22 protein-coding genes are annotated in these 22,817 nt (G+C 50.7%); 7 read left to right on the top strand and 15 right to left on the bottom strand.

All coding sequences use genetic code 11. The features are described 5' to 3' along the window. The first annotated feature begins 96 nt into the window (after positions 1-96). Positions 97-3,546, top strand: a complete 3,450-nt coding sequence (locus BZJ21_RS09575) for a PAS domain-containing hybrid sensor histidine kinase/response regulator (RefSeq protein ID WP_077669662.1) — start codon at positions 97-99, stop codon at positions 3,544-3,546. Continuing rightward, positions 3,546-3,770, top strand: a complete 225-nt coding sequence (locus BZJ21_RS09570; RefSeq protein ID WP_077461897.1) for a hypothetical protein — start codon at positions 3,546-3,548, stop codon at positions 3,768-3,770. The genes BZJ21_RS09575 and BZJ21_RS09570 overlap by 1 nt, the downstream gene beginning before the upstream one ends. Before the next feature lie 58 nt (positions 3,771-3,828). Here the strand turns inward: BZJ21_RS09570 and BZJ21_RS09565 are convergent, their stop codons facing one another. From BZJ21_RS09565 to BZJ21_RS09530, 8 genes are all read right to left on the bottom strand, one after another. Continuing rightward, positions 3,829-4,341: a hypothetical protein gene (locus tag BZJ21_RS09565; protein WP_236719544.1), complete on the bottom strand. Its 513-nt coding sequence runs from the start codon at positions 4,339-4,341 to the stop codon at positions 3,829-3,831. 69 nt (positions 4,342-4,410) lie between these two features. Next, positions 4,411-6,138 carry a sodium:solute symporter family protein gene (locus tag BZJ21_RS09560; protein WP_077461899.1) on the bottom strand — a complete coding sequence of 576 codons (1,728 nt, stop codon included), beginning with the start codon at positions 6,136-6,138 and terminating at the stop codon, positions 4,411-4,413. Positions 6,139-6,150: 12 nt separating this feature from the next. Further along, positions 6,151-6,417, bottom strand: coding sequence for a DUF4212 domain-containing protein (locus BZJ21_RS09555; protein ID WP_021024098.1), 267 nt, complete (start codon positions 6,415-6,417; stop codon positions 6,151-6,153). A 180-nt stretch (positions 6,418-6,597) separates the two neighbouring features. Beyond that, positions 6,598-7,230, bottom strand: a complete 633-nt coding sequence (locus BZJ21_RS09550; RefSeq protein ID WP_077669660.1) for a MarC family protein — start codon at positions 7,228-7,230, stop codon at positions 6,598-6,600. Positions 7,231-7,265: 35 nt separating this feature from the next. Then, a complete protein-coding gene (locus tag BZJ21_RS09545) occupies positions 7,266-7,898 on the bottom strand; it encodes a response regulator (protein ID WP_077461901.1) in 633 nt (210 codons plus the stop codon). Between the two features lie 88 nt (positions 7,899-7,986). Next, positions 7,987-8,502, bottom strand: a complete 516-nt coding sequence (locus tag BZJ21_RS09540; protein ID WP_077669659.1) for a thioredoxin fold domain-containing protein — start codon at positions 8,500-8,502, stop codon at positions 7,987-7,989. A 133-nt stretch (positions 8,503-8,635) separates the two neighbouring features. Continuing rightward, positions 8,636-8,779 (bottom strand): type B 50S ribosomal protein L36, encoded by a 144-nt coding sequence (ykgO, locus tag BZJ21_RS09535; protein WP_077461903.1) that lies wholly within the window; start codon positions 8,777-8,779, stop codon positions 8,636-8,638. Then, on the bottom strand, positions 8,776-9,045 hold the full coding sequence (locus BZJ21_RS09530) for a type B 50S ribosomal protein L31 (protein ID WP_021024093.1): 270 nt from the start codon (positions 9,043-9,045) through the stop codon (positions 8,776-8,778). The genes ykgO and BZJ21_RS09530 overlap by 4 nt, the downstream gene beginning before the upstream one ends. Before the next feature lie 254 nt (positions 9,046-9,299). Here BZJ21_RS09530 and BZJ21_RS09525 point away from each other — a divergent pair, with 254 nt between their 5' ends. Continuing rightward, on the top strand, positions 9,300-10,610 hold the full coding sequence (locus BZJ21_RS09525; protein WP_077461905.1) for an anaerobic C4-dicarboxylate transporter family protein: 1,311 nt from the start codon (positions 9,300-9,302) through the stop codon (positions 10,608-10,610). A gap of 75 nt (positions 10,611-10,685) precedes the next feature. Here the strand turns inward: BZJ21_RS09525 and aspA are convergent, their stop codons facing one another. Beyond that, positions 10,686-12,137 carry an aspartate ammonia-lyase gene (gene aspA / locus BZJ21_RS09520; RefSeq protein ID WP_394329758.1) on the bottom strand — a complete coding sequence of 484 codons (1,452 nt, stop codon included), beginning with the start codon at positions 12,135-12,137 and terminating at the stop codon, positions 10,686-10,688. A gap of 306 nt (positions 12,138-12,443) precedes the next feature. Between aspA and BZJ21_RS09515 the strand changes: the two genes are divergently transcribed. After that, positions 12,444-12,965, top strand: coding sequence for an FxsA family protein (locus BZJ21_RS09515; protein ID WP_021024090.1), 522 nt, complete (start codon positions 12,444-12,446; stop codon positions 12,963-12,965). Positions 12,966-13,078: 113 nt separating this feature from the next. On the opposite strand, the gene BZJ21_RS09510 is transcribed toward BZJ21_RS09515, so the two are convergent. The 4 genes from BZJ21_RS09510 to BZJ21_RS09495 are packed head-to-tail and all read right to left on the bottom strand — an operon-like array spanning position 13,079 to position 17,868. Then, the gene (locus tag BZJ21_RS09510; protein WP_077669658.1) at positions 13,079-15,037 is read right to left on the bottom strand and encodes an acetoacetate--CoA ligase; all 1,959 of its coding nucleotides are present in this window, start codon (positions 15,035-15,037) and stop codon (positions 13,079-13,081) included. Between the two features lie 9 nt (positions 15,038-15,046). Then, complete coding sequence (gene maiA / locus BZJ21_RS09505) at positions 15,047-15,667, bottom strand: maleylacetoacetate isomerase (protein WP_077646945.1); 621 nt, start codon at positions 15,665-15,667, stop codon at positions 15,047-15,049. A gap of 60 nt (positions 15,668-15,727) precedes the next feature. Further along, positions 15,728-16,714, bottom strand: a complete 987-nt coding sequence (locus tag BZJ21_RS09500) for a fumarylacetoacetate hydrolase family protein (protein ID WP_077669657.1) — start codon at positions 16,712-16,714, stop codon at positions 15,728-15,730. Positions 16,715-16,728: 14 nt separating this feature from the next. Beyond that, positions 16,729-17,868: a homogentisate 1,2-dioxygenase gene (locus tag BZJ21_RS09495; protein ID WP_074214047.1), complete on the bottom strand. Its 1,140-nt coding sequence runs from the start codon at positions 17,866-17,868 to the stop codon at positions 16,729-16,731. Between the two features lie 247 nt (positions 17,869-18,115). Between BZJ21_RS09495 and BZJ21_RS09490 the strand changes: the two genes are divergently transcribed. Beyond that, positions 18,116-18,589, top strand: a complete 474-nt coding sequence (locus BZJ21_RS09490) for a MarR family winged helix-turn-helix transcriptional regulator (protein WP_077461909.1) — start codon at positions 18,116-18,118, stop codon at positions 18,587-18,589. On the opposite strand, the gene BZJ21_RS09485 is transcribed toward BZJ21_RS09490, so the two are convergent. Then, on the bottom strand, positions 18,559-19,908 hold the full coding sequence (locus tag BZJ21_RS09485) for an MATE family efflux transporter (RefSeq protein ID WP_077669656.1): 1,350 nt from the start codon (positions 19,906-19,908) through the stop codon (positions 18,559-18,561). The genes BZJ21_RS09490 and BZJ21_RS09485 overlap by 31 nt on opposite strands. 219 nt (positions 19,909-20,127) lie before the next feature. On the opposite strand from BZJ21_RS09485, the gene BZJ21_RS09480 reads away from it, so the two are divergent. Continuing rightward, positions 20,128-20,418, top strand: a complete 291-nt coding sequence (locus BZJ21_RS09480; protein ID WP_021024083.1) for a co-chaperone GroES — start codon at positions 20,128-20,130, stop codon at positions 20,416-20,418. 43 nt (positions 20,419-20,461) lie between these two features. Next, positions 20,462-22,108: a chaperonin GroEL gene (gene groL, locus BZJ21_RS09475; protein WP_021024082.1), complete on the top strand. Its 1,647-nt coding sequence runs from the start codon at positions 20,462-20,464 to the stop codon at positions 22,106-22,108. 77 nt (positions 22,109-22,185) lie between these two features. On the opposite strand, the gene BZJ21_RS09470 is transcribed toward groL, so the two are convergent. Next, positions 22,186-22,518, bottom strand: coding sequence for an SMR family transporter (locus tag BZJ21_RS09470; RefSeq protein WP_077461911.1), 333 nt, complete (start codon positions 22,516-22,518; stop codon positions 22,186-22,188). Between the last annotated feature and the right edge of the window lie 299 nt (positions 22,519-22,817).

Here is a 22,817-nt window from a genome sequence, read left to right as displayed (position 1 = left end):
CGCCCACAAAGCCAGCATTGCATGATTGAGTGGGCGCCGTTGCCGTGGTACACCCAGCCAAAGGATTTGGCACATTATGGCGTCAGGAAGGGAGTCATGACACAAGGCTGGGTAATTGTCTCTGTTTCACTGCTCTATATGGGGGCATTATTTGCCATTGCCTGGTATGGCGATCGCCAGCCGCGCTGGCTTCACAAATGGCGGCCTTGGATTTATAGCCTTTCCATTGCCGTTTATTGCACCTCTTGGACCTTTTTTGGCACCGTCGGCCAAGCGTCCAGCTCTCCATGGTCCTTTTTGCCGATTTACCTGGCGCCGATGTTGGTGTTTACCCTCGGATGGCGCTTTCTCGCTCGTCTCATTCTGATTGCCAAACGCGAACATATCACTTCGATCGCTGACTTTATTGCGGCGCGATATGGCAAGTCTCAGGGACTGGCTGTGATGGTGACGCTGATCGCTGTGGTGGGGGTGCTCCCTTATATTGCGTTGCAACTACGCGGCATTGCCATGGGCCTTGACGTGCTCTCGCCGGAAATGGGGCGGAGTGTTGGCTTAGAACAAACGCAAATTGCGTGGTTGGTGTGTGTCGTTCTCGCCGTTTTTACGGTGTTATTTGGTACTCGACACATTGATAGCACCGAACATCATCGCGGTATGATGATGGCAGTGGCGTTTGAATCTGTCATTAAGCTGGTGGCTTTTCTCGGGGTTGGCGTGTTTGTTGTTGCGCTGTTATTCCAAGCGCCGACGTTGCCAATAACGCTTGAAGCATCAGGCGTTATCGGTGAGCCCGATGTCGGTAGTTTAATCATTCACACCTTTTTAACGGGCGCCGCGATTATTTGTCTGCCGCGCCAGTTTCATACCATGGTGGTGGAAAACACGCGTGCAAGCGATTTGAACATGGCACGTAAAGTCTTCCCAACCTATCTACTCCTGATGCTAATTTTTGTCCTTCCCATGGCTTATGCCGGGCAAGCGTTATTGCCCGGTACACCGGCGGATGCCTATGTGATCCGCTTGCCCTTATCTGTGGGCGCGGAAGGCATGGCATTACTGGCGTTTATGGGCGGTGCCTCGGCAGCCAGTGGCATGGTGATTGTTTCTACCATTGCGCTGGCCATTATGGTCTCCAATGATCTTGTTATGCCGCTGCTGTTACGGCGTATGAAAATGGCCTCTCGCAATTTCGCGCAATTTTCTGGTTTATTACTCAACGTCCGTCGCGCGCTGATTTTCTTGATTTTGATTGCCGCTTGGGGCTTCTATCATTTGATTTTAACTGTCCCAACCTTGTCAGAAATTGGCTTTCTGTCTTTTGCTGCCATCGCGCAATTTGCACCTGCCATGGTTGGCGCCTTGTATTGGCGGCAAGGAAATAAAAAAGGGGTGTACGCTGGGCTGACGGTCGGATTTTCGCTTTGGTTGGTGACCATGATGGTCCAAACCGGGATGCTGGCAGGGGATGGGCAATCCAATATGCTTATCTGGCTGATTACGCCACCATCATTACCTCCACTCGCCGGGCTTAATATTATTGATTGGGGGTTGGCCTTTAGCGTATTGATGAATGCCGCTAGCTTTATCCTTGTGTCTTTATTAACACGACCGTCACTGAGTGAGCGCTTGCAAGCCGCCGCATTTGTCGGCATGCCATTACCCGAAAACGATGGTGCGCGCTTGTATCAAAGCCGAGTCACGGTCGCAGAGCTTGAGATGCTGGCGTCACGCTTCGTGGGGCGTCGACGCATGCGCCAGGCTTTTAGCCAATTTGCTGAGCAGCGCGGTGAGGAGTTAATGCCACAGCAACAGGCCAGCGCCCCTTTAATTCGTCATACCGAGCGTGTGCTGGCGGGCGTGTTTGGATCGTCATCCGCTCGGCTGGTGCTGTCTTCTGCACTACAAGGACGAAATATGCAGCTGGAGGAAATTGCCACCATCGTGGATGAAGCCTCTGAGTTGTTTGATTTTTCTCGCGGTCTTTTGCAAGGCGCCATTGAGCATATCAATCAAGGGATATCGGTGGTGGATAAACAATTACGGCTAGTGGCGTGGAATCAGCGTTATATCGATATGTTCCAATTCCCACCTGGGCTTATTCAAGTCGGACGACCGGTCGCAGACTTAATCCGGTTCAATGCTCAGCGGGGATTGTGTGGGCCGGGCGATCCGGAGGATCATGTGAGCAAACGGGTGGTGCACTTAACGCGGCGAAAGCCGCATACGTCCTCGCGTGTTCATCCCGACGGGCGCGTGATTGAATTGCAAGGTAACCCGATGCCGGGCGGGGGCTTTGTCATGACCTTTACCGATATCACCGCGTTCCGCGATGCCGAAGCCGCGCTCAAACAGTCAAACGAAACCTTGGAAGTGCGTGTGACTGAGCGAACCCAGGAATTGGAGCGCTTGAATAGCCGTTTAATCGACGCCACCCGTAAAGCGGAATCCGCCTCGCAGTCAAAAAGCCGTTTTTTAGCCGCAGTGAGTCACGACTTAATGCAACCGCTCAATGCGGCGCGCTTGTTTGCCTCATCACTGAGTGAAATGGCGGTCAACCGTGAAACAGAAACCGCCGCGCAGCATATCGAAAGTGCGCTCGAAAGTGCTGAGGTATTGATTGGAGACTTATTGGATATTTCTCGTCTTGAATCGGGCAAGATGAAAGCCCGGATTGAATCCTTTCCATTGAGTGAAGTCTTTGATGCGCTTGAAGCGGAATTTGGAGTGTTAGCACATCGACAAGGCCTCGATTTTCATGTCTGCCGCAGCCGGGCCATTGTCCGCTCGGATAAAACCCTCCTGCGGCGAGTATTGCAAAACTTCTTAACCAATGCCTTTCGCTACAACCCAGACGGACGGGTGTTATTTGGCGTGCGCCGTACCGGCCATGATTATCGAATCGAGGTTTGGGATGATGGGGATGGGATCCCGTTGGCTCGCCAGCAAGATATTTTTCAAGAGTTCACTCGGATTGAGCGCCAAGGTGCAGAGCAGGGGCTGGGACTGGGGTTGGCTATCGCGAAAGGCATTAGCCAAATCTTGTCTCAACCGTTGGGACTGCAGTCATGGCCAGGCAAGGGGACTGTTTTTTCTATCACCGTTGATGGCAGTGATATCCGCGAAGTGAATGCTATTCCGAAAGGCGCCACACCAACGCTGCACAGCGCCCAGGCGTTGGAAGGATGCCGAGTATTATGCGTTGATAATGAACAAGATATTTTGACCGGAATGACCCAGCTTTTATCACGTTGGGGCTGTGATGTGCGGTGCGCGCAAGATGTTGGCGAGGCTATGCAGCAAATCAGTGAACAATGGCAACCTGAATTTGTGCTGAGTGACTATCATTTAGCCAACCAACAAACGGGCCTACAAGTATTACAGCAATGCCAACTCAAGTTGGGCGCTTGTTTTCATGGCGTAATGATTAGCGCTGACCGCAGTGCTGAAACACAACAGGCGGTAACAGGACTAGGCTTTACGTATCTGTCTAAGCCCGTGAAGCCGCTGAAGCTACGGACCCTATTACAACAGCGAGGAAAATAATGACGCCGTTTGCATTCGCGCGCCTTGAAACCGATATCGGTACCGTCAAGGTCGAAGGACGATTTGATCCTATTGATGGCCATATTGAAGTCGATGAACTTGCTCACTTGGATGGCGACGGGTGGGCCGATGTGAACCATTGGCTTGCCGAACAAGCTTATGAACACAAAATCGCTGTGATTATTGCCGCGATTCGACCTGCCGTGATGTCGCTGAATAGCTAGTGGCTCCCTTCGCTGGGGTCATCATGGTATCATCAATTATGACGCATTTTGTCGTCGACTATGATGCGTCTTGGGCTTGCTGGTGTTCGGTGTAAAAGGTCTTGTGCTCGATAAACGTAGCAGGCGTTTGCGCAAAATAATGGCTACCCGCCATGCTCACTGCGACGCGGATTTGTGCATCATTACTCTTTGGTGCTGGCAGTGATACGAGCCAGTGGGTACCTTTATTACCGGTGGCTTGCATTGCTTGGGGCGAGGTCTGTGCCAGGCCAATACGAACACCTTCTAAAGGCAACTCACTGATCAGCCGCAACGTCAGCTGATTATCCTCGATCCCTTGTGACTCCAGTTTGAGTTTCATATCACCATTTTCGAGCTGACAAAATCCGCTGGTATAGCGACAGTTGGAACGGACAGCAAGCGGGTAGCTTTTCCCCGGTTGGGCCGCCTTGGGCGCTTCAGACACACTGGCATCGACCGCAAAATAGGCTATCACTGCGAGCACTGGCGCGACTAGCATCGCGATAACTACATGCTTGTTGGTTAATAAACGCGTTATCGTTGACATCATGCCTCTCCTTGGCTGGCCATAATCGGTCGTTTAAAAGCCCCCGAAGGGGCTTGATAGTTTAACACTGTATCAATGTGATTGCGCATCACCCGCACCCGATGGCATGCGAACGTGTTCGACTAAGTCTTGCACCTCTTGCGGTGTTTCCTTCGTCATGCGTGACACAATGATAGCGACGACAAAGTTGCAGACTGCCCCGACTGCACCAAAGGCATTGGGTTCAATCCCTAAGATCCAGTTGCTGCCTAAGCCTTCTAAGTAGGTCCAATCAGCGACAAACAGAATCCCTTTATGTTGGAAGACATAGAACAGAGTGACACTGATCCCCGCTACCATACCCGCAATTGCGCCCTCTTTATTGATGGTTTTGGTGAAGATCCCCATCATCAGTACCGGGAATATCGATGACGCGGCCAAACCAAAGGCAAGTGCCACTGTCCCGGCCGCAAAGCCTGGTGGATTGAGCCCCAAGTATCCAGCGCCGGCAATCGCTAATGCCATGGATATCCGGCTCGCCATCAGCTCGCCTTTTTCACTGATATTCGGATTGACGACCCCCTTAATCAGGTCATGGGATATCGCGGACGATATAGCCAATAATAACCCGGCTGCGGTCGATAAAGCGGCCGCCAGGCCACCGGCGGCAATCAAGGCGATCACCCAGTTAGGCAGTTTGGCGATTTCGGGGTTGGCCAGGACAATAATATCGCGGTCAACGCGTAATTCGTTGGTTGCCGGATCCGACGTGTACTGAATTTTTTGATCGCCGTTTTTATCATCAAAACCAAGTAGCCCGGTTTTTTCCCAGTTTTTGAACCAGTCTGGACGCTCGTCATAGACAAGATTGTCGCCATTAGGCAGATTCACAGTGTCCATTAAGTTCAAGCGCGCCATTGCCGCGACCGCAGGTGCTGAGGTGTACAAAATCGCGATAAAGAACAGCGCCCAACCCGCAGAAGCCCGAGCATCACGTACCTTAGGCACGGTAAAGAAACGGATAATGACGTGGGGTAAGCCAGCAGTACCAATCATCAGTGACATGGTGTAGGCAAACATATTGAGCGTACTGCCACGCACTGCGGTGGTGTATTCCACAAAGCCAAGTTCGGTGACCACCTGATCCAGTCGATCGAGCAGATACTGATCGGTGCCTGCCATGGTGCTACCGAGACCCAGTTGTGGGAACGGATTACCAGTCAAGTTAAGGGAAATAAAGATTGCGGGAATGGTGTAAGCTAAAATGAGTACGCAATATTGAGCAATTTGGGTGTAAGTAATGCCTTTCATCCCGCCCATCACGGAATACATAAAGACGATCACCATACCGATTAATAGCCCGGTGGAGTAATCCACTTCTAAAAAGCGACCAAAAGCCACCCCAACGCCTTTCATCTGACCGATAACATACGTCACCGAGGCGATGATTAAGCAGATGACAGCGACGATACGTGCGGTTTTTGAATAAAAGCGCTCACCGACAAACTCTGGCACGGTAAATTTGCCAAACTTACGGAGATAAGGCGCGAGCAGCAATGCAAGAAGCACGAAGCCGCCAGTCCAACCCATTAAAAACACCGAACCGCCATAACCCATAAAGGCAATTAAGCCGGCCATTGAAATAAAGGAAGCGGCTGACATCCAGTCTGCAGCGGTGGCCATCCCGTTTGCGATGGGGTTGACCCCGCCGCCCGCGACGTAAAACTCCTTGGTGGAGCCTGCGCGTGCCCAAATTGCAATCCCGATGTAGAGTGCGAATGTGAACCCGACAACAATATAAGTAATGGTTCTTAAATCCATGTGTTTATCCTCTTACTCGTCGTCAACACCGAACTCGCGATCGAGTTTGCGCATTTGTTTGGTATACACAAAAATGATGCCGAGGAAGGTATAAATCGATCCCTGCTGAGCAAACCAGAATCCTAATTTGTAGCCGCCAATTTGAATGGTATTGAGAGCATCAACGAATAAGATCCCGCAGCCAAATGAGACCACAAACCAGACAATCAGTAAGCTGATCATCAGTTTTACGTTTCTGTCCCAGTAGGCTTTTGCGTGTTCCTTGCTTTGAAACGCCATCGCCTTCTCCTTGTTTATTACGTTAATGGAATGTTACGTAATGACGATAGCAGGGGTTAGGCAAAGCGACATTGCAACTTTAGTCGAGCTTAGTTGTAGGCAATCGCAGGAAAAATCAGGTGTTTTGTGAGGTAGGTTGGGCTGGCTCCGTGTGAGCCAGCCAAGGCTTTCGCCAAAGGTCTAACTTAAGTGGTAAAACTTTTGGACCCCTTCGAGTAAATTAGCCACTGCCACCGAGGCGAGAATCAGCCCCATTACGCGACTGATAATAGAAGCGCCCACATTACCAATCACCTTGTGAATCACATTGGCCCCGAGGAGTAAAGCCAAGGTCGCGAGCAGAACTAAAAACATCACTCCCGCTGTGATCGCTTGTTCAGCAATGGCATAGCGGTTGTTATCGGTGAGCATCACAATGGCCATCATGGCGCCGGGGGAGGCAATGGAAGGCACAGCCAAGGGGGAAACGGCCGTTGCCGCTATCTCGGCTTTATCCACGTTTTCGCTCAGCATTTTGGCCTCTTGGCTGGGTTTGCCTTCGCCGAAAATCATGGTCAGAGCAAAAAGAAGGAGTACTAAACCGCCCGCGGCTTGAAATGCGGGCAGTGGAATTTGCATCGCTTCTAACAAAATCTGACCAATAATGAGAAAGAAAAGCAAAATAGCAAAGGAAATAGTGACGGCTTTAATGGCAACGCGGCGTTTTTGTTTCGCCGTCATATGGCTGGTTTGCGAGAGATAAATGGGCACGCTACCGACAGGATCGATCACGGCCCATAAGATCACGAATTGTGTAGCCAGAATACTTAGCATGGGCGCTCCATAATAGGGTCGAGGGCGCTAGCGTATCAAAGTTCTATATTGGATTGCTGCAATAAAATCACCGCTTGCGTACGATTTTTCACCCCGAGCTTGCGGAAAATAGCCGTCATATGCGCTTTGATGGTGGCTTCGGAAACGGCGAGATCGTAAGCGATTTGTTTATTGAGCAGACCGTCACAGAGCATCCGCAACACCTTATACTGCTGCGGTGTCAGCGCTGCGAGTTTGCTAGATAGGCTCTCGCTGTCATCCTCCTCGCCGAGATCATCAGGAAAACAAGGCGTTCCCTCGAGTACCTGGGTTAATGATTGTACCAAGGCGCGCATATCGCTGGACTTAGGGATAAAGCCAAACGCACCATGTGAATACACTTGACGGATCACATTGCGTTCTTCGCTGGCAGAGACGACGACAATGGGCAGGTTAGGATATTGGTTGCGCAGCTCAATCAGACCGGACATGCCGTTAGCGCCGGGCATTTTGAGGTCGAGTAAGACTAAATCGACGTCAGCATCTCGTGCGAGTATTTTATGCAAGCTATCTAAGCTATCTGCTTCCAACAGGTTGGCACCGCTTATCGCCATATGCACAGATTGAAATAAGGCATTTCGAAATAGTGGATGATCATCAGCAATAACGATGGTGTGTTGCGCTTCCATAATGCGGCTATCTTTCCCTTCAGTTTCTTTCAACCTATCACCCGATGCAGGGCTTATCAATTTTGTAACAAGAGAACTAAGAGATTGATCATTCCTTGCTTTTTACTGACGGCATAAGTGCATGTTCATTGAGGTGAGCGAGAAATGCCTCAGGAGGTAAAAAGCCGGTTATACGCGCCGCTTGATTTCGTTCCCCCGTTGGAAGCCAAAAATCGAGAGTCGGTAAGCCTGCCACCGCTTGGCTACGCATCAAGGCAAAATCTTCCGGACGGTTTTCACTCAGGTTCACTTTAATTCGGTGCATAGTACTAAGTGGCTTAGCCACTGCCGGATCAGTGAATGTCTTTTGCGCAAACTGTTTGCATGGAATGCACCAGTCGGCGTAATAGTCGACAAAGGCGACTTGTTGATTGGTAGCGGCTTTGGCAAGTTCAGCCTCAAGCGCGGCTTGGCTATTAACGGTCACAAACGTTGGCGCCGTGACGGTATGCGATGTTGTCGCAGGGACGGTAGCTTGTTGCGAGCGAACAATATAAAGCGCACTGGCGCCTAATGCGGCAACCAACAATCCAGCAGTCAATGCGACACGGCGACGCTGTCTCATATGTTTTCCTTTTCACGCTAATAGGATGAGTATACACACATACCATGACTTGCTTAGAAAAAGGAAATGACGACATCAAGATGTTTGCCCGCAGAGACGCACTGCCCCATCAGTGGCAGTGCGTCGCCGACGCTTAGGCGCGTTTTTTCGCGCGCCCTTGTACGGCTTTAAAACGCGGATTCGTTTTGCAAATGACAAACATGCGTCCGCGGCGACGGATAACCTGGCAATCAGGGTGACGCTGGCGGGCGCTTTTCAGTGAGTTCAATACCTTCATGACGACGCCTTTTGACTGCGACCAATTTGGCCAAACTTGCGCGCAAAGTTGGCGGCGCGCCCCTCTTTATTGGCAGCGCGTTGTTTACCTGTGTACACCGGATGTGAAGCGCTCGAGATATCCAACGGGTAGTAAGGATAGGTTTTGCCATCTTGCCACTCAATGGTGCGTGATGTTTGCAAGGTTGATCCGATTATAAAATAGGCGTCAACGCTGGTGTCATGAAAAACGACAGGGCGGTACTCGGGATGGATATTGGCTTGCATAATGACTCCTTATTAATTGTTATGATATAACATAACAATTAAAGGCAGGAAAGAAAAGCTTGCCTAGTGTCTAGGTTAAAGATCTCAATTTCCGAACTTTTTGTTGTCAGTTCGCGAAAAGTGTTACTTTTTCTTACTTGAATCAACATACGCGTTACGGGGCCTGGTTAGACTTTGGCCATGGTGCTGGGCGCGTTTGCTCTCGTGTGTGAACGCGACGTAGTGGGAAAGTCTATCCAAAGTAGGAGAAAATTATGTTTTTGGTTGAGTTATTAGTGGTACTCAGCTGCATCTTAGTGGGTGCCCGTATCGGCGGCATCGGTTTAGGTGTGATGGGCGGGCTTGGACTTTTAGTGTTGAGCTTTGTGTTCGGGTTGCAACCGACGCATCCTCCGATTGATGTTTTATTAATGATCATGGCGGTAGTTGCCGCCGCCGCGACCATGCAAGCGGCAGGGGGCCTCGATTTTTTAATTAAAATTGCCAGTGGCATTCTGCGCAAAAATCCACGTCATATTACTTTTGTTGCGCCTTTAGTGACGTATGTCTTTACCATGATGGCAGGGACGGGACACGTGGCGTACTCGGTGTTGCCAGTTATTGCCGAAGTGAGCCGCAAAAGCGGGATTCGTCCTGCTCGCCCTCTCGGTATGGCGGTGATTGCCTCACAGTTTGCGATTGTGGCCAGCCCGATTGCCGCTGCTGTGGTGGCATGTGTCGCCTTTTTAGAGCCGCAAGGCATCACACTAACAGATGTTCTATCAGTGACCATTCCTAGCACCTTTATCGGTTTGGCGCTGGCGTGTGTGATCGTGAATAAACTGGGCAAAGAGCTTAAAGACGATCCTGAATATCAACGTCGCCTGCAAGATCCCGACTTTCGTCGAGAAATGGAAGCCGATTTGGCCGTTGAAGATATCGAAGTCACGTCGGAGGCGAAAAAATCGGTCGCATTGTTCTTATTCGGTGCGTTAGCCGTGGTCATTATGGGGGCTTTCCCTGCTTTGCGTCCGGCATTTGATGGTGAGCCAATGGGCATGGCACACACCATTGAAATCGTCATGTTGTCGGTTGCTGCGTTAATTATTCTGACTTGTAAACCAGACGGTAATGCGATTAGCCAAGGCTCAGTATTCCATGCTGGGATGCGTGCCATCGTTGCTATCTTTGGTATTGCTTGGTTAGGGGATACCTTGGTTGCCGGCCATCTAGATATGGTCAAAGACGCGGTATCTGGCTTGGTTGAAGTGGCGCCCTGGACATTTGCTTTTGCCTTATTTGCTCTATCAGTGATGGTGAATAGTCAAGGTGCAACGACGGCGGTGCTTGTTCCAGTAGCGATTTCGCTTGGCTTACCTCCTTCGATGATCATTGCCACCTTTGTTGCGGTAAATGGTTATTTCTTCGTCCCGAACTATGGTCCGATTATCGCTTCTATTGATTTTGACCGCACCGGTACTACGCGGATTGGTAAGTATGTGTTCAACCATAGCTTTATGTTGCCAGGCTTACTGAGCATGGTCTTCAGTATTGCATGTGGTTTGTTGATTACCCAGGTGTTGTAGCGGCTGTTTCACCGGCATGAAAAAGGGCGCTATTAGCGCCCTTTGTTGTTTTATGGTTGTTGTGATTTTGACCGACTAAGCGTTAAAGCGTTTGCCGCGGTATTTGGGGTGCATGAGGTTCTCAACGGAGAAAATCTCATCAAGCTCAGACTCTGTCATCAAACCACGCTCGAGTATCACCTCTTTAACACTTTTACCGGTTTCCGCACAAATCTTGCCGACAATATCGCCTTCGTGATGACCGATAAAGGGGTTGAGATAGGTGATAATCCCAATCGAGTTATGCACGTAGTGCTCGCACACTTCTTGGTTAACCGTAATCCCGCTTACACACTTCTCACCCAAGTTCCGGCAGCCATTCGCCAGGATGGAAATAGACTCAAACAGTGCCTGCCCAATTACGGGCTCCATCACGTTAAGCTGAAGTTGGCCGGCTTCGGCAGCAAAGGTGATGGTAGTGTCGTTCCCCATGACTCGATAACAAACCTGATTGACTACTTCAGGGATCACCGGGTTGACCTTGGCAGGCATGATGGATGAACCGGCTTGCATTTCAGGCAAGTTAATTTCATTCAGTCCTGCACGAGGGCCAGAAGAAAGTAGGCGTAAATCATTACAGATCTTCGATAGTTTCACCGCCAGGCGTTTTAGCGCGCCATGCACCATGACATAGGACCCACAGTCTGAGGTGGCTTCAATCAAATCTTCTGCCGGTATACAAGGTAAACCAGTAATCTCTGCAAGGCGTTTCACCGCCAGTTGCTGGTAACCTTCTGCAGCATTCAACTTCGTCCCGATCGCGGTGGCGCCTAAGTTCACTTCTAAAAGTAGGGCCGCCGTATATTTGATGTTTTTAATCTCTTCACGCAGCAGTACAGAGAAGGCTTTGAACTCTTGTCCCACTGTCATTGGCACCGCATCTTGCAGCTGGGTACGGCCCATTTTTATGACATGAGCGTACGTGTCTGCTTTGACATCGAATTCTTTTTGTAAGTAATCAATCGCATCCATCAGTTTGAGAATGCTGTTATATACCGCAATTCGAAATCCGGTTGGATACGCACAGTTAGTGGATTGGCTCTTGTTGACGTGATCGTTAGGGTTAATCACATCATAATCGCCTTTCTCGTGCCCCATCAGTTCAAGCGCAAGATTGGCAATTACCTCGTTGGCGTTCATGTTCACCGAGGTGCCCGCGCCGCCTTGAAAGACATCCGAGGGGAACTGATCCATGCATTTGCCGGTTTCCAACATCTGGTCACAGGCTTTGATGATGTAATCACCGACGTCAGCAGGGATCACGCCAAGTTCTTGGTTGGCCATTGCGGCGGCCTTTTTGGTATAAACCATGCCGCGTACGAAATCTGGGATATCAGAAATACGGGTGCTTGAAATAGTGAAGTTCTCAATCGCGCGCAAGGTATGAATGCCATAATACGCATCTGCAGGCACCGCTCGTTGGCCGAGTAAGTCCTCTTCCAAGCGGGTGGCAGTGGTTTGCGTAGGGGTATCATTGGGGGTAATAATCGTCTGAGACATGCGTTGGCCTTAACATCAAGTTATTATAATGATTAAAACGTCGCCACAAATATTGCTGTAGAATCCATTCCTCAGAGATTTTGGCTGGATGTATCGTCTATTACATCGTTTCAACCCATATTACAGCACATGATGCGGTTGAAATGGCTGACTTCCGTCACAGCTGTAACATGATGACTAAACAAAATGCGCTTTCTTGCGCTGGGATTCAAGCAGTAAATACAGGATCCCGGTTCGGCTTTTGCCTTATTTTGATGTTAGGATGAAACGTCAATTTTTAGCGCGAGGTGAACCGTGTTTCCAGTCTTACTACTGCTATTTATTCTGGTCCCAGTGATCGAAATTGGCCTATTTATTCAGGTCGGCGGCTGGCTGGGCTTGTGGCCGACCTTGGCGTTGGTTCTGATCACGGCATTTGTCGGTGCGTCTTTGGTCCGTAATCAGGGGTTGATGACGCTGGCCTCGGTGCAGGACAGGCTCAATCGCGGTGAGTTACCGGCGCAGCAAATCCTTGAAGGCGTGATGCTTGCGGTAGCAGGTGTCTTGCTGTTGACGCCAGGCTTTATGACCGATGCGATGGGGATGTTGGTGCTGCTACCAGCACCGCGTGCGGCGCTCGCCAAACAAGTGATGAAACGGGTCACTGTGTCTCAAGCGGGCTTTGGCCAAGGCGGCTTCCACCAAGGAGGTAATACGCAAGGCCCCTTTGGTGACGATCCTTTTCGTCGTGGCGGGCGCGATGATGATGGCAATACCTTTGAAGGTGAGTACGAGCGTAAAGACGATGACGACGATGACAATCATCGCCTAAGATAACGTTTACGTTGTAATAAACATCGACAAAAATGGCCGCACACTGCGGCCATTTTTAGTTTTTTGCGGACCTTATGGGCCTATTGCACTATTGTCGTTTATTCAGCGAGTGTCGTTTATTCAGCAAGCTCAGGGCGTTGGCGATATTGGTCGAGTGATGCTGGATTATCCAGTGCGCTTAACTGTGCCACGTCTTGGCCATGGACCACATCGCGCACCGCCAACTCAGCCAGTTTGCCTGACTTGGTGCGCGGAATATCGCTCACCTCGGCAATCACCGCGGGAACATGACGCGGTGTACACTGGGTGCGAATAGTTTTTTTGATGGCTTGCTTGATTGGCTCATCCAGTGTCACACCGGCGGCGAGTTTGACGAATAGCACCACGCGGATATCATTTAGCCATTGCTGACCAATGACCACTGAATCGATGATCTCGCTAAGCTGATTTACATGGCGATAGATTTCCGCCGTACCAATTCGCACCCCGCCTGGGTTCAATACCGCATCAGACCGACCATAAAACACCATGCCACCTTGTGCGGTCAGGCGCACATAGTCACCATGGAACCAGATGTCATCAATCTTGTTCCAGTAGGCATTATGGTAGCGACTGCCATCGGTATCGTGCCAAAAGCCAACCGGCTGGTTGGGGAAGCTATTACAACACACCAGTTCCCCTTTCTGCTCTTCAACCGCTTGGCCTTGGGCGTTAAACACTTGTACATCCAGCGCCAAGCTCCGCTTTTGGCTTTCGCCGCGATAAACCGGTGACAGCGGGCTGCCAAGAACAAAGCAGCCACAAATGTCGGTGCCACCCGCAATCGAGCTTAATTGCAGATCAGATTTTATTTTTTGATAGACATAATCAAACTGCTCGGGCGCAAGTACCGAGCCGGTCGAACATAGGACGCGTAGTGACGTCAGCGAGTAATCATCTTTCGGCGCCACACCTTGTTTTTCCAATGCCTCTAAGTATTTGGCTGCGGTGCCAAAAAGGGTGAGCCGGTGCCGCTCGGCCAGTCGCCAAAGTACCCCCGCATCGGGATAAAACGGCGAGCCATCATAGAGCACCAAGGTCGCGCCGCTTGCTAAAGCGCTGACTTGCCAATTCCACATCATCCAGCCGCAGGTGGTGAAATAGAAAAAGCGATCGCCGGGGCGCACATCCGAATGGAGCTGATGCTCTTTCAAATGATTGAGCAATATCCCCCCTACCGAATGAATAATGCACTTGGGCTTACCCGTGGTGCCGGAAGAGTAAAGCACAAAGAGTGGGGCATTGAACGCCACGCGGGTAAAGCGAAGCGGCGGCACGTCCTTGACTAATAAGTCCTGCCAGTTATCCACGCCAGCAGGTAAAGAAGGTCGCTCGCCATCAAAAGGGATCACCACTAGGCGTTCAATGGCCGGTACGTTACCCACCACCTGCTGTGCTTTATTCAGGCAGTCATAGGTTTTGCCGTTATAGTGGTAATGATCGGTGGTAAACAGCACTTTGGGCTCGGTTTGGCCAAAACGGTCTAACACACTGTCGACGCCAAAGTCCGGTGAGGTTGAGGTCCAAATCGCGCCCAGTGCCGCGGTGGCAAGCATCGCAATCACGGTTTCAGGCAGGTTAGGTAAATAGCCCGCAACCACATCGCCCGGCTGAACGCCTTGCATATATAGGTAGTGACGGATGGCCGCGACCTGATCGACGAGCTCACGCCAAGTGAGGGTTCGTGCTACCTCATGCTCACCGCTAAAAATCATCGCCGGTTGGTCGGCATATTGCTCTGCGTGCTTGAGCAGGTTTTCGGCATAGTTCAGACGTGCGGTGGGAAACCAGTGGCTATCTCGATTGGGGTGCTCGGGATCGATATCGCACACTCTCTCGCCCGGATCGCCGATCACGCCGGAAAATTGCCATAACTGTTGCCAAAAATCGCCGCTTTGACGTACTGACCATGCATAAAGATCGTCATAACCGCTTAGCTGGGTGTCGTGAGTCTGATTCACGGCACGGATAAACGCAGCGAGTAACGTGTGGGTTTGACGTTCCTTATCCGGCGCCCACAACAATCCGTCTTTCATGTCCTCTCCTTAGCCCTTATCAGGGTGTGCCTGTATAAATGCATCCAACGTTTGGCATTGTGATTCAATGCGCGTCAAAGTTGGGTAGGCCGTTAAATCAAACGCAAATCGGCGTGCATTAAACAGCTGCGCGACCAAACAAATATCGGCCAAATTGGGCGCTTCTCCGCCGATAAAGGAGCTGTCTAATCCTTGTAGTTTGGCTTCCAAGCCATCGAACCCTTGTTTTAGCCAATGGTGATACCAAGTGATTTTGTCATCATCACTGTGGCCAAAGGGGCCGGTTAAGTATTGCAGAACTCGCAAGTTATTGAGTGGATGCACATCACAGGCAATATCGAGTGCCAGAGAGCGGCACTGGGCTTTTTGCACTGGATCACCGGGGAGCAGTTTGACCTGTGGATAGCGCTCATCGAGGTATTCGATAATGGCGAGCGATTGGCTCAAGGTGACATCGCTATCGACCAAGGTAGGCACTAAACCGGCGGGGTTGAGCGAACGATAGGCGTCACTGTGCTGATGTTTATCCAGAAGGGACACGGTTTCTCGTTGGTAGCTGAGGCCTTTAAGGCCAAGGGCGATGCGGACGCGGTAGGCCGCGGTCGACTTACTGTAATCATAAAGCAGCATACAAGCTCCTAGACGGCGTCAACGTCAAGCGCGCCCAGAGGCACCGGGCGCGCATCAAGGTTACTCTGCGATGTAACGGGTCACAGTTTGCTCAATGGCGCCGAAAATAGACGCATCTTGGCTGTCGCGCATATCGATGGTGACACTATCGCCAAAGGTCATAAACGGGGTTTTTGCCTCGCCTTGGTCGATAATTTCCAGCATGCGCTTTTCGGCTAAGCAGCAAGAGCCTTTACTGCGATCGGTATTGGACACGGTGCCGGAGCCAATAATGGTCCCGGCACTGACATGACGGCTTTTCGCTACATGGGCGACTAGTTCGGCAAAATCAAAGGTCATATCGACACCGGCGTCGGGCGAGCCAAACCAGTCGCCGTTCAGAGTGACATGCATCGGCAAGTGGACTTTATGGTCGCGCCAGTGATCGCCAAGCTCATCGGGGGTAACCGCCACCGGCGAAAAAGCAGAGGCGGGCTTGGATTGGAAAAAACCGAACCCTTTGGCAAGCTCGCCGGGGATCAGGTTGCGCAGAGAAACATCGTTGACCAGCATCAGTAATTTAATGTGTTGGCCGGCTTTGTCAGCGCTTAGGTGCATGGGCACATCATCGGTGACGACGGCTAGCTCGGCTTCAAAATCACAGCCCCATGCATCATCCACTAATTCAATCTCATCACGCGGACCAAGAAAGCCATCAGACATGCCTTGATACATCAAAGGATCGGTCCAAAAACTCTCAGGCATTTTTGCACCGCGTGCTTTGCGCACCAGTTCAACGTGGTTAACGTAGGCGCTACCATCCGCCCACTGAAAGGCGCGGGGCAGCGGTGAATCGCAGACACTTGGGTCAAAGGCAAAAGACTCACTGACTTGGTTGTCGTTAAGCGCGTCATAGCGCTGAGTCAGTTTGGGCGCAAGGGTCGTCCAATTATCGAGTGCCGCTTGTAGTGTGGGCGCAATATCGTCGGCGTGGACGGCGCGAGTAAGGTCGCGAGAGACCAAAATCAATTTGCCATCACGTCCGTGTTTGAGTGAAGCCAGTTTCATTGCTTTCTCCTTCGCTATTCTGCGTCACTTGGCGTGCGCCAAGAGTAGACATAATCGGTCAGTTCGGTGGCTTTCGCCGCGTCGCCCATATCAAGTGGCATGCGGGTATCGATCATCACCGCCACTTCATCGGTCTCTTTTTTCTGATGCTTTTTGCCCGCGGCAAAGGCTTTTGGGTGAGGTCCATGTGGGAAGCCACAAGGGTGTAAGGTCACCATACCGGCATCAATGTTATCGCGGCTGAAAAAGTCACCTTGGTGATAGAAAAGCACTTCATCATAGTCATCGTTATTGTGGTAAAAAGGCACCTTCAGTGCGCCAGGATCCGACTCGATCGGGCGGGGGACAAAGGTACAAATCACAAAACCTTGCGCGACAAAGGTGGTGTGCGCGGATGGCGGCAAGTGATAACGATGGCTCATTAGTGGGCGGATATCTCGCCAGTTAAGCCGGAATACGGTGAGGTTGCCCTTCCAGCCTACGGCATCGAGTGGGTTATAAGGATAAGTGACACGGTTGAGCTGTTGGCGCGATTTGATCATCACCTGCCAGCTTTCGCTATCGGATTGCTGGGCTTTAAAGCTATCGTCAATACGTGCATGTTCTAGCACCGCGGGGTCAAACACCGCATGCTCGCCGACAATGCCTCGTTCGGCGCTCATGTAGGAGCCATGTGTCGCTTCAATCATCAGCAAAGTAGTGGCCTCATCCGGCACCAGTCGCCAGCTGGTGGCACGAGGAATAATCAAGTAATCGCCTTTGCTGTAGCGCAAGTGGCCGTAATCGCAATACAGCGAGCCTTCGCCCTGATGGACGAATAAGCAATCGTCGCCATCGCTGTTGCGCACCAGATAAGACATGGCGGTATCGGTGCGCCATAAGCGAACCTGAACATTGGCATTGGATAACAGCACAGGGGCATCCATTGGCGACGTGCCTTGCGTTTCAACTCGGTTGGTGTCAAAAGCATGCGGTCGCAATGGGCCTTCCCACTCACTCCAGCCCGTCGGGGGATGGCGGTGATACATATGGCTGGCCGGGCCAAAAAAGCCTTCCTTGCCACATTCGCGCTCGTAGGTTCCTTCGGGAAAGTCGCAGTGGGCTTGACGTGAGGCGTCCCCTTCACGAATGGGGAATGAAAACCACTTTCGCATATCTCGCTCCTTGTGCTGGGCGGCCGTGGTCACCGGTACGGCCAAATAGTTTCAAAAGAAACAATCTATCCGTTTATACTAGCGAGCAGACAAGATAAAAAGCAACGTACTGTTAACAAATATTTTACCTTGTCTGTTCAGTATTTTTGCCGCCTAAAAACCGTAAGTGTAAACAAAGCACTACCTTTGCATCTTATCGACGCCTCTCGTAAAGTAAGGTATATGATTTCAATTGAAACTAACTGATATGACCGTTCCGCACCTAGCCCTTGACAGTTTTTTGCCCTACAAATTAGTTCACACCGCAGAGCTGGTTGCCGATAGTCTTGCGGCACGTTATGAAGCAGAGTTTGGATTGTCGCGTCCAGAATGGCGCGTGCTGGCCTCTTTGGGCGCACGGGATGGCGTGATGGCGAAAGATTTAGCCGCAGAAACGCGGTTGGATAAAGTGAGAGTGTCGCGCTTGCTTACCCGTTTAGAGCAGCATCAGTTGGTAGAGCGACGCGCGTGTCAAGGTGATCAGCGCGCCGCGTTAGTCCATTTGACCGACAAAGGCCGCACCCATTATCAGACCATTATTCCCAAGGTGTTGGAGTGGGAAAAAGCCATGCTTGAGGGACTCAGTGCGGCGCAGTATCAAGCCTTATATCAGGCATTAGATGCCTTGCAGCACCGAGTGTATCACTTGGATCAGACCGGCAGTGACGAAGCCAGTGTTTGACGGCGCAACACCACGGCATACAGGTACGCCATAATACCGGCCAGTAGATTGGCAACAGCGATTCCCGCAAACAGGCCATGGGTGCCGTTGACCATGCCGCCCAGCCACGCACAGGGCACTAAGAAAACAAACAAACGGACTAGGTTGCAGGCGAACGAATGCAGCGAACGCTTCATGGCATTCAGGCCGCCGACCAATAACATCAAGGTGCCTTGTAAGCCGTAACTGGCCGGGACCACCATCAAATAGTGGGCAATTTCTTGTTGAACCCGCACATTGTCACTGAACACATCCGCAATCAGATCGATAAAAGGCCACAGCGATAAGTACAAGGCAAATTGGAACAAGATGGCAAAGCGCATCGCACTGAACAGCGCCTGAAAGGCCCGCTGATGGTATTGGGCGCCAAAGTTTTGCGACATTAAGGGCGTAAGCGAAGACGTCATTGCCATCATCACTATCAATAAAATCGCTTCAATCCGTTGCGCGGCGCCATAGGCGGCAACGCTTTCTGTGCCTTGTGAGGCGAGCATCATCATTAATATGGCAGCTGCTGCAGGGTTGAGCGCATTGGTCATTCCAGCAGGCATGCCAATTTTAAGAATTTGACTCACATCGGTGCCAATCTGTTGCCATTGCGGCGCAATCAGTAACTGCTCTCGTCGAGTGAGTACGATAAGTGCAGCGAGCATGGCTCCGGCCCAGCTCAAGGCACTAGCGATAGCGGCACCTTGCACGCCTAGTTCAGGGAAAGGGCCTAAACCAAAAATTAGCAAGGGGTCGAGAACGCCATTAATCAGCCCAGAGACCATCATGATTTTGGCTGGGGTTTTGGTATCACCTGTGGCACGAATGGCGGCATTACCTGCCATCGGTACCACCAATAAAGGAATCGTGAGGTACCATATCTGCATATATTCATGGATCAGTGGAAGTAAATCTTTACTGGCGCCTAATGCAGAAAAAACGGGAACAATGGTGGCAGCACCCAACCAGCCAACCAACATCACGAGTAACAAGGCCAATAATAATCCGTGGGTTGATACGCGCGCCGCATCTTGGTGATCTCCTTGGCCGAGTAAACGTCCGACAAGTGCTGCAATACCGACTCCTAACCCGAGAGTGATGGAGTTCACCGCAAAGGTGATAGGAAAGGTAAAACTCACCGCTGCCAACGCCTCTGTCCCTAGTTGCGAGATAAAAAAGGTATCGACCACGTTGAACATGATGATCGCAAACAGGCCGAACACCATTGGAATCGTCATTTTGCGCAAGGTTTGATTAATTGGAGCAGAAAGCAACCCGTGTTTATCGTTCATAGTCTCTGATCGCTGAGTTGGGACGGCTTACCCTAGCGGATCCGCATAAGGTGAGAAAGTTACGTGTCTAAAAAAAACAAAAAAATTGCTGTAAAGCCCTTGGGAAAGAAAAAGTCCGTCCCCACATAGGGAGAGACATCAGGTACCGGACGCATGTACGGCCTGTGTGCATACTTACTTCATCAAACGGAACATCATTACTAATTCAGGAGACGACCGATGAACATTCGTCCACTACATGATCGCGTTATCGTTGAGCGCCAAGAAGCTGAGTCTAAATCAGCGGGCGGCATCGTGTTAACTGGTTCTGCTGCAGAAAAATCTACCCGCGGTAAAGTACTGGCGGTAGGTAAAGGCCGTATTCTTGAAAACGGCAGTGTGCAGCCGTTGGACGTTCAAGTGGGTGACACTGTTATCTTCTCTGAAGGCTTTGGTACCAAAACCGAAAAGATCGAGGGTCAAGAGGTTTTGATCTTGTCTGAAAGCGACATTATGGCAATCGTTGAGTAATTCATTTCACCTCCAATCAATAACGTAAGAAAGGAATAAAAACATGGCTGCTAAAGACGTTAAATTTAGTGACGACGCACGTGCGAAAATGCTCGAAGGTGTGAATGTTCTGGCGGATGCCGTTCGCGTCACACTGGGCCCTAAAGGCCGTAACGTAGTGCTCGACAAATCATTCGGTGCACCAACCATCACTAAAGATGGTGTTTCTGTTGCGCGTGAAATTGAGCTGGAAGACAAATTCCAGAACATGGGCGCGCAAATGGTGAAAGAAGTCGCTTCACAAGCCAATGATGCGGCGGGTGACGGCACGACCACAGCGACCGTATTGGCGCAGTCTATTATTAGCGAAGGCCTAAAAGCAGTTGCTGCGGGCATGAACCCAATGGATCTGAAACGTGGTATCGACAAAGCTGTCGTTGCCGCGGTGGAAGAGCTGAAAAATCTGTCTGCACCTTGCACCAGCAACAATGCTATTGAGCAAGTGGGGACTATCTCGGCAAACTCTGACCACACCGTTGGTAAGCTTATCGCACAAGCAATGGACAAAGTGGGCCGTGACGGTGTGATCACTGTTGAAGAAGGGCAGTCACTGCAAGACGAACTGAGCGTTGTGGAAGGCATGCAGTTCGACCGCGGTTACTTGTCTCCGTACTTCATCAACAACCAAGAAGCCGGTAATGTTGAACTGGATAACCCATTTATCCTACTGATCGACAAAAAAGTCTCTAACATTCGCGAACTACTGCCAACCCTTGAAGCGGTTTCTAAAGCGTCTCGTCCGCTGCTGATCATTGCAGAAGATCTTGAAGGTGAAGCGCTGGCCACCTTGGTGGTAAACAATATGCGCGGCATTGTCAAAGTGGCAGCAGTGAAAGCACCTGGTTTCGGTGATCGTCGTAAGGCGATGCTACAAGACATCGCGACCCTGACTGCAGGTACTGTCGTGTCTGAAGAGATCGGTATGGATCTTGAGAAAGTGACACTAGAAGACCTTGGCCAAGCCAAGCGTGTCACCATTACTAAAGACAACACCACAATTGTTGATGGTATTGGTGAAGAAGCGGCGATCGAAGGTCGTGTTGCTCAAATTCGTCAACAAATCGAAGACGCGACGTCTGACTACGACAAAGAAAAACTGCAAGAGCGCGTTGCCAAACTGGCTGGCGGTGTTGCGGTGATTAAAGTCGGTGCAGCGACCGAAGTTGAAATGAAAGAGAAGAAAGATCGCGTTGAAGACGCATTGCACGCAACCCGTGCTGCGGTTGAAGAAGGCGTGGTTGCCGGTGGTGGCGTTGCGCTTATCCGTGCTGCAAGCAAAGTCGGTGAGCTAAAAGGCGATAACGAAGAGCAAAATGTCGGTATCCGTGTGGCGCTACGTGCGATGGAATCACCACTGCGTCAAATCGCCACTAACGCAGGTGACGAAGATTCAGTGGTTGCGAACAACGTGAAAGCGGGTGAAAACCACTTTGGCTACAACGCATCAACCGGTGAATACGGTGACATGATTGAAATGGGTATCCTGGATCCAACCAAAGTGACGCGTAGTGCGCTTCAGTTTGCGGCATCCGTGGCTGGCCTGATGATCACCACCGAAGCCATGATTACTGATCTGCCACAAAAAGATGGCGGCGCTGATATGGGTGCTGCTGGAATGGGCGGTATGGGAGGAATGGGCGGCATGATGTAATCTGCCTCTCCTCCTTAAAGAAAAAACCCAGCTTCGGCTGGGTTTTTTCGTTCTCGGGCTGACGCCAATAACGCGACTCAGTGCGGAGACGCAGATGAAAAAATATTCATCACTGCTACACCCGAGACAATCAGTACCATGCCGATAATCGCCGCTGTATCGAGTTTTTGGTCAAAGACAAGCCAGCCAATTAAAGCAATCAATGTTACGCCAGCACCTGCCCAAATTGCATAAGCGATACCAACCGGTATAGCGCGTAGTGTCAGCGCGAGTAAATAGAAAGAAAAACTGTACCCCACTACGACTAACACCGAAGGGACGAGCTTTGAAAAGCCGTCGCTGTTTTTGAGTGACGCTGTTGCAATCACTTCTGCCACAATCGCAAACCCCAGAAAAAGCCAGTGCTTCATATCGATGACTCCCAAGTGAGAAACAGGCCGATATGCTACCAGCCCCTTTTCATGATGTATGCCTCATTTTTTCTAGAGAAAGGTGAAAATTTCGACTATGTTAATAAATCTAAACAAAAACAAGCCTTTCCTGAACGTTAAAATAGACAAAAAAAGCGACTTAGTATGTTTTTTGTGCGGGTGAGTTTTTTTTTGCAAAAAGGGGTTGCGGTAAAAACTGAGATCTCTATACTGCGCTTCCTGTCGACGGGGCAACGAGACGTAAGTCACGAAATGCCAACCACGAATCGACACGCTCT

The sequence above is a fragment of the Salinivibrio costicola subsp. alcaliphilus genome (assembly GCF_001996185.1).
Lineage (GTDB): Bacteria > Pseudomonadota > Gammaproteobacteria > Enterobacterales > Vibrionaceae > Salinivibrio > Salinivibrio costicola.
The sequence above is the reverse complement of the archived record's forward strand: the minus strand, read 5'-3'. Positions and strand labels throughout refer to the sequence as shown.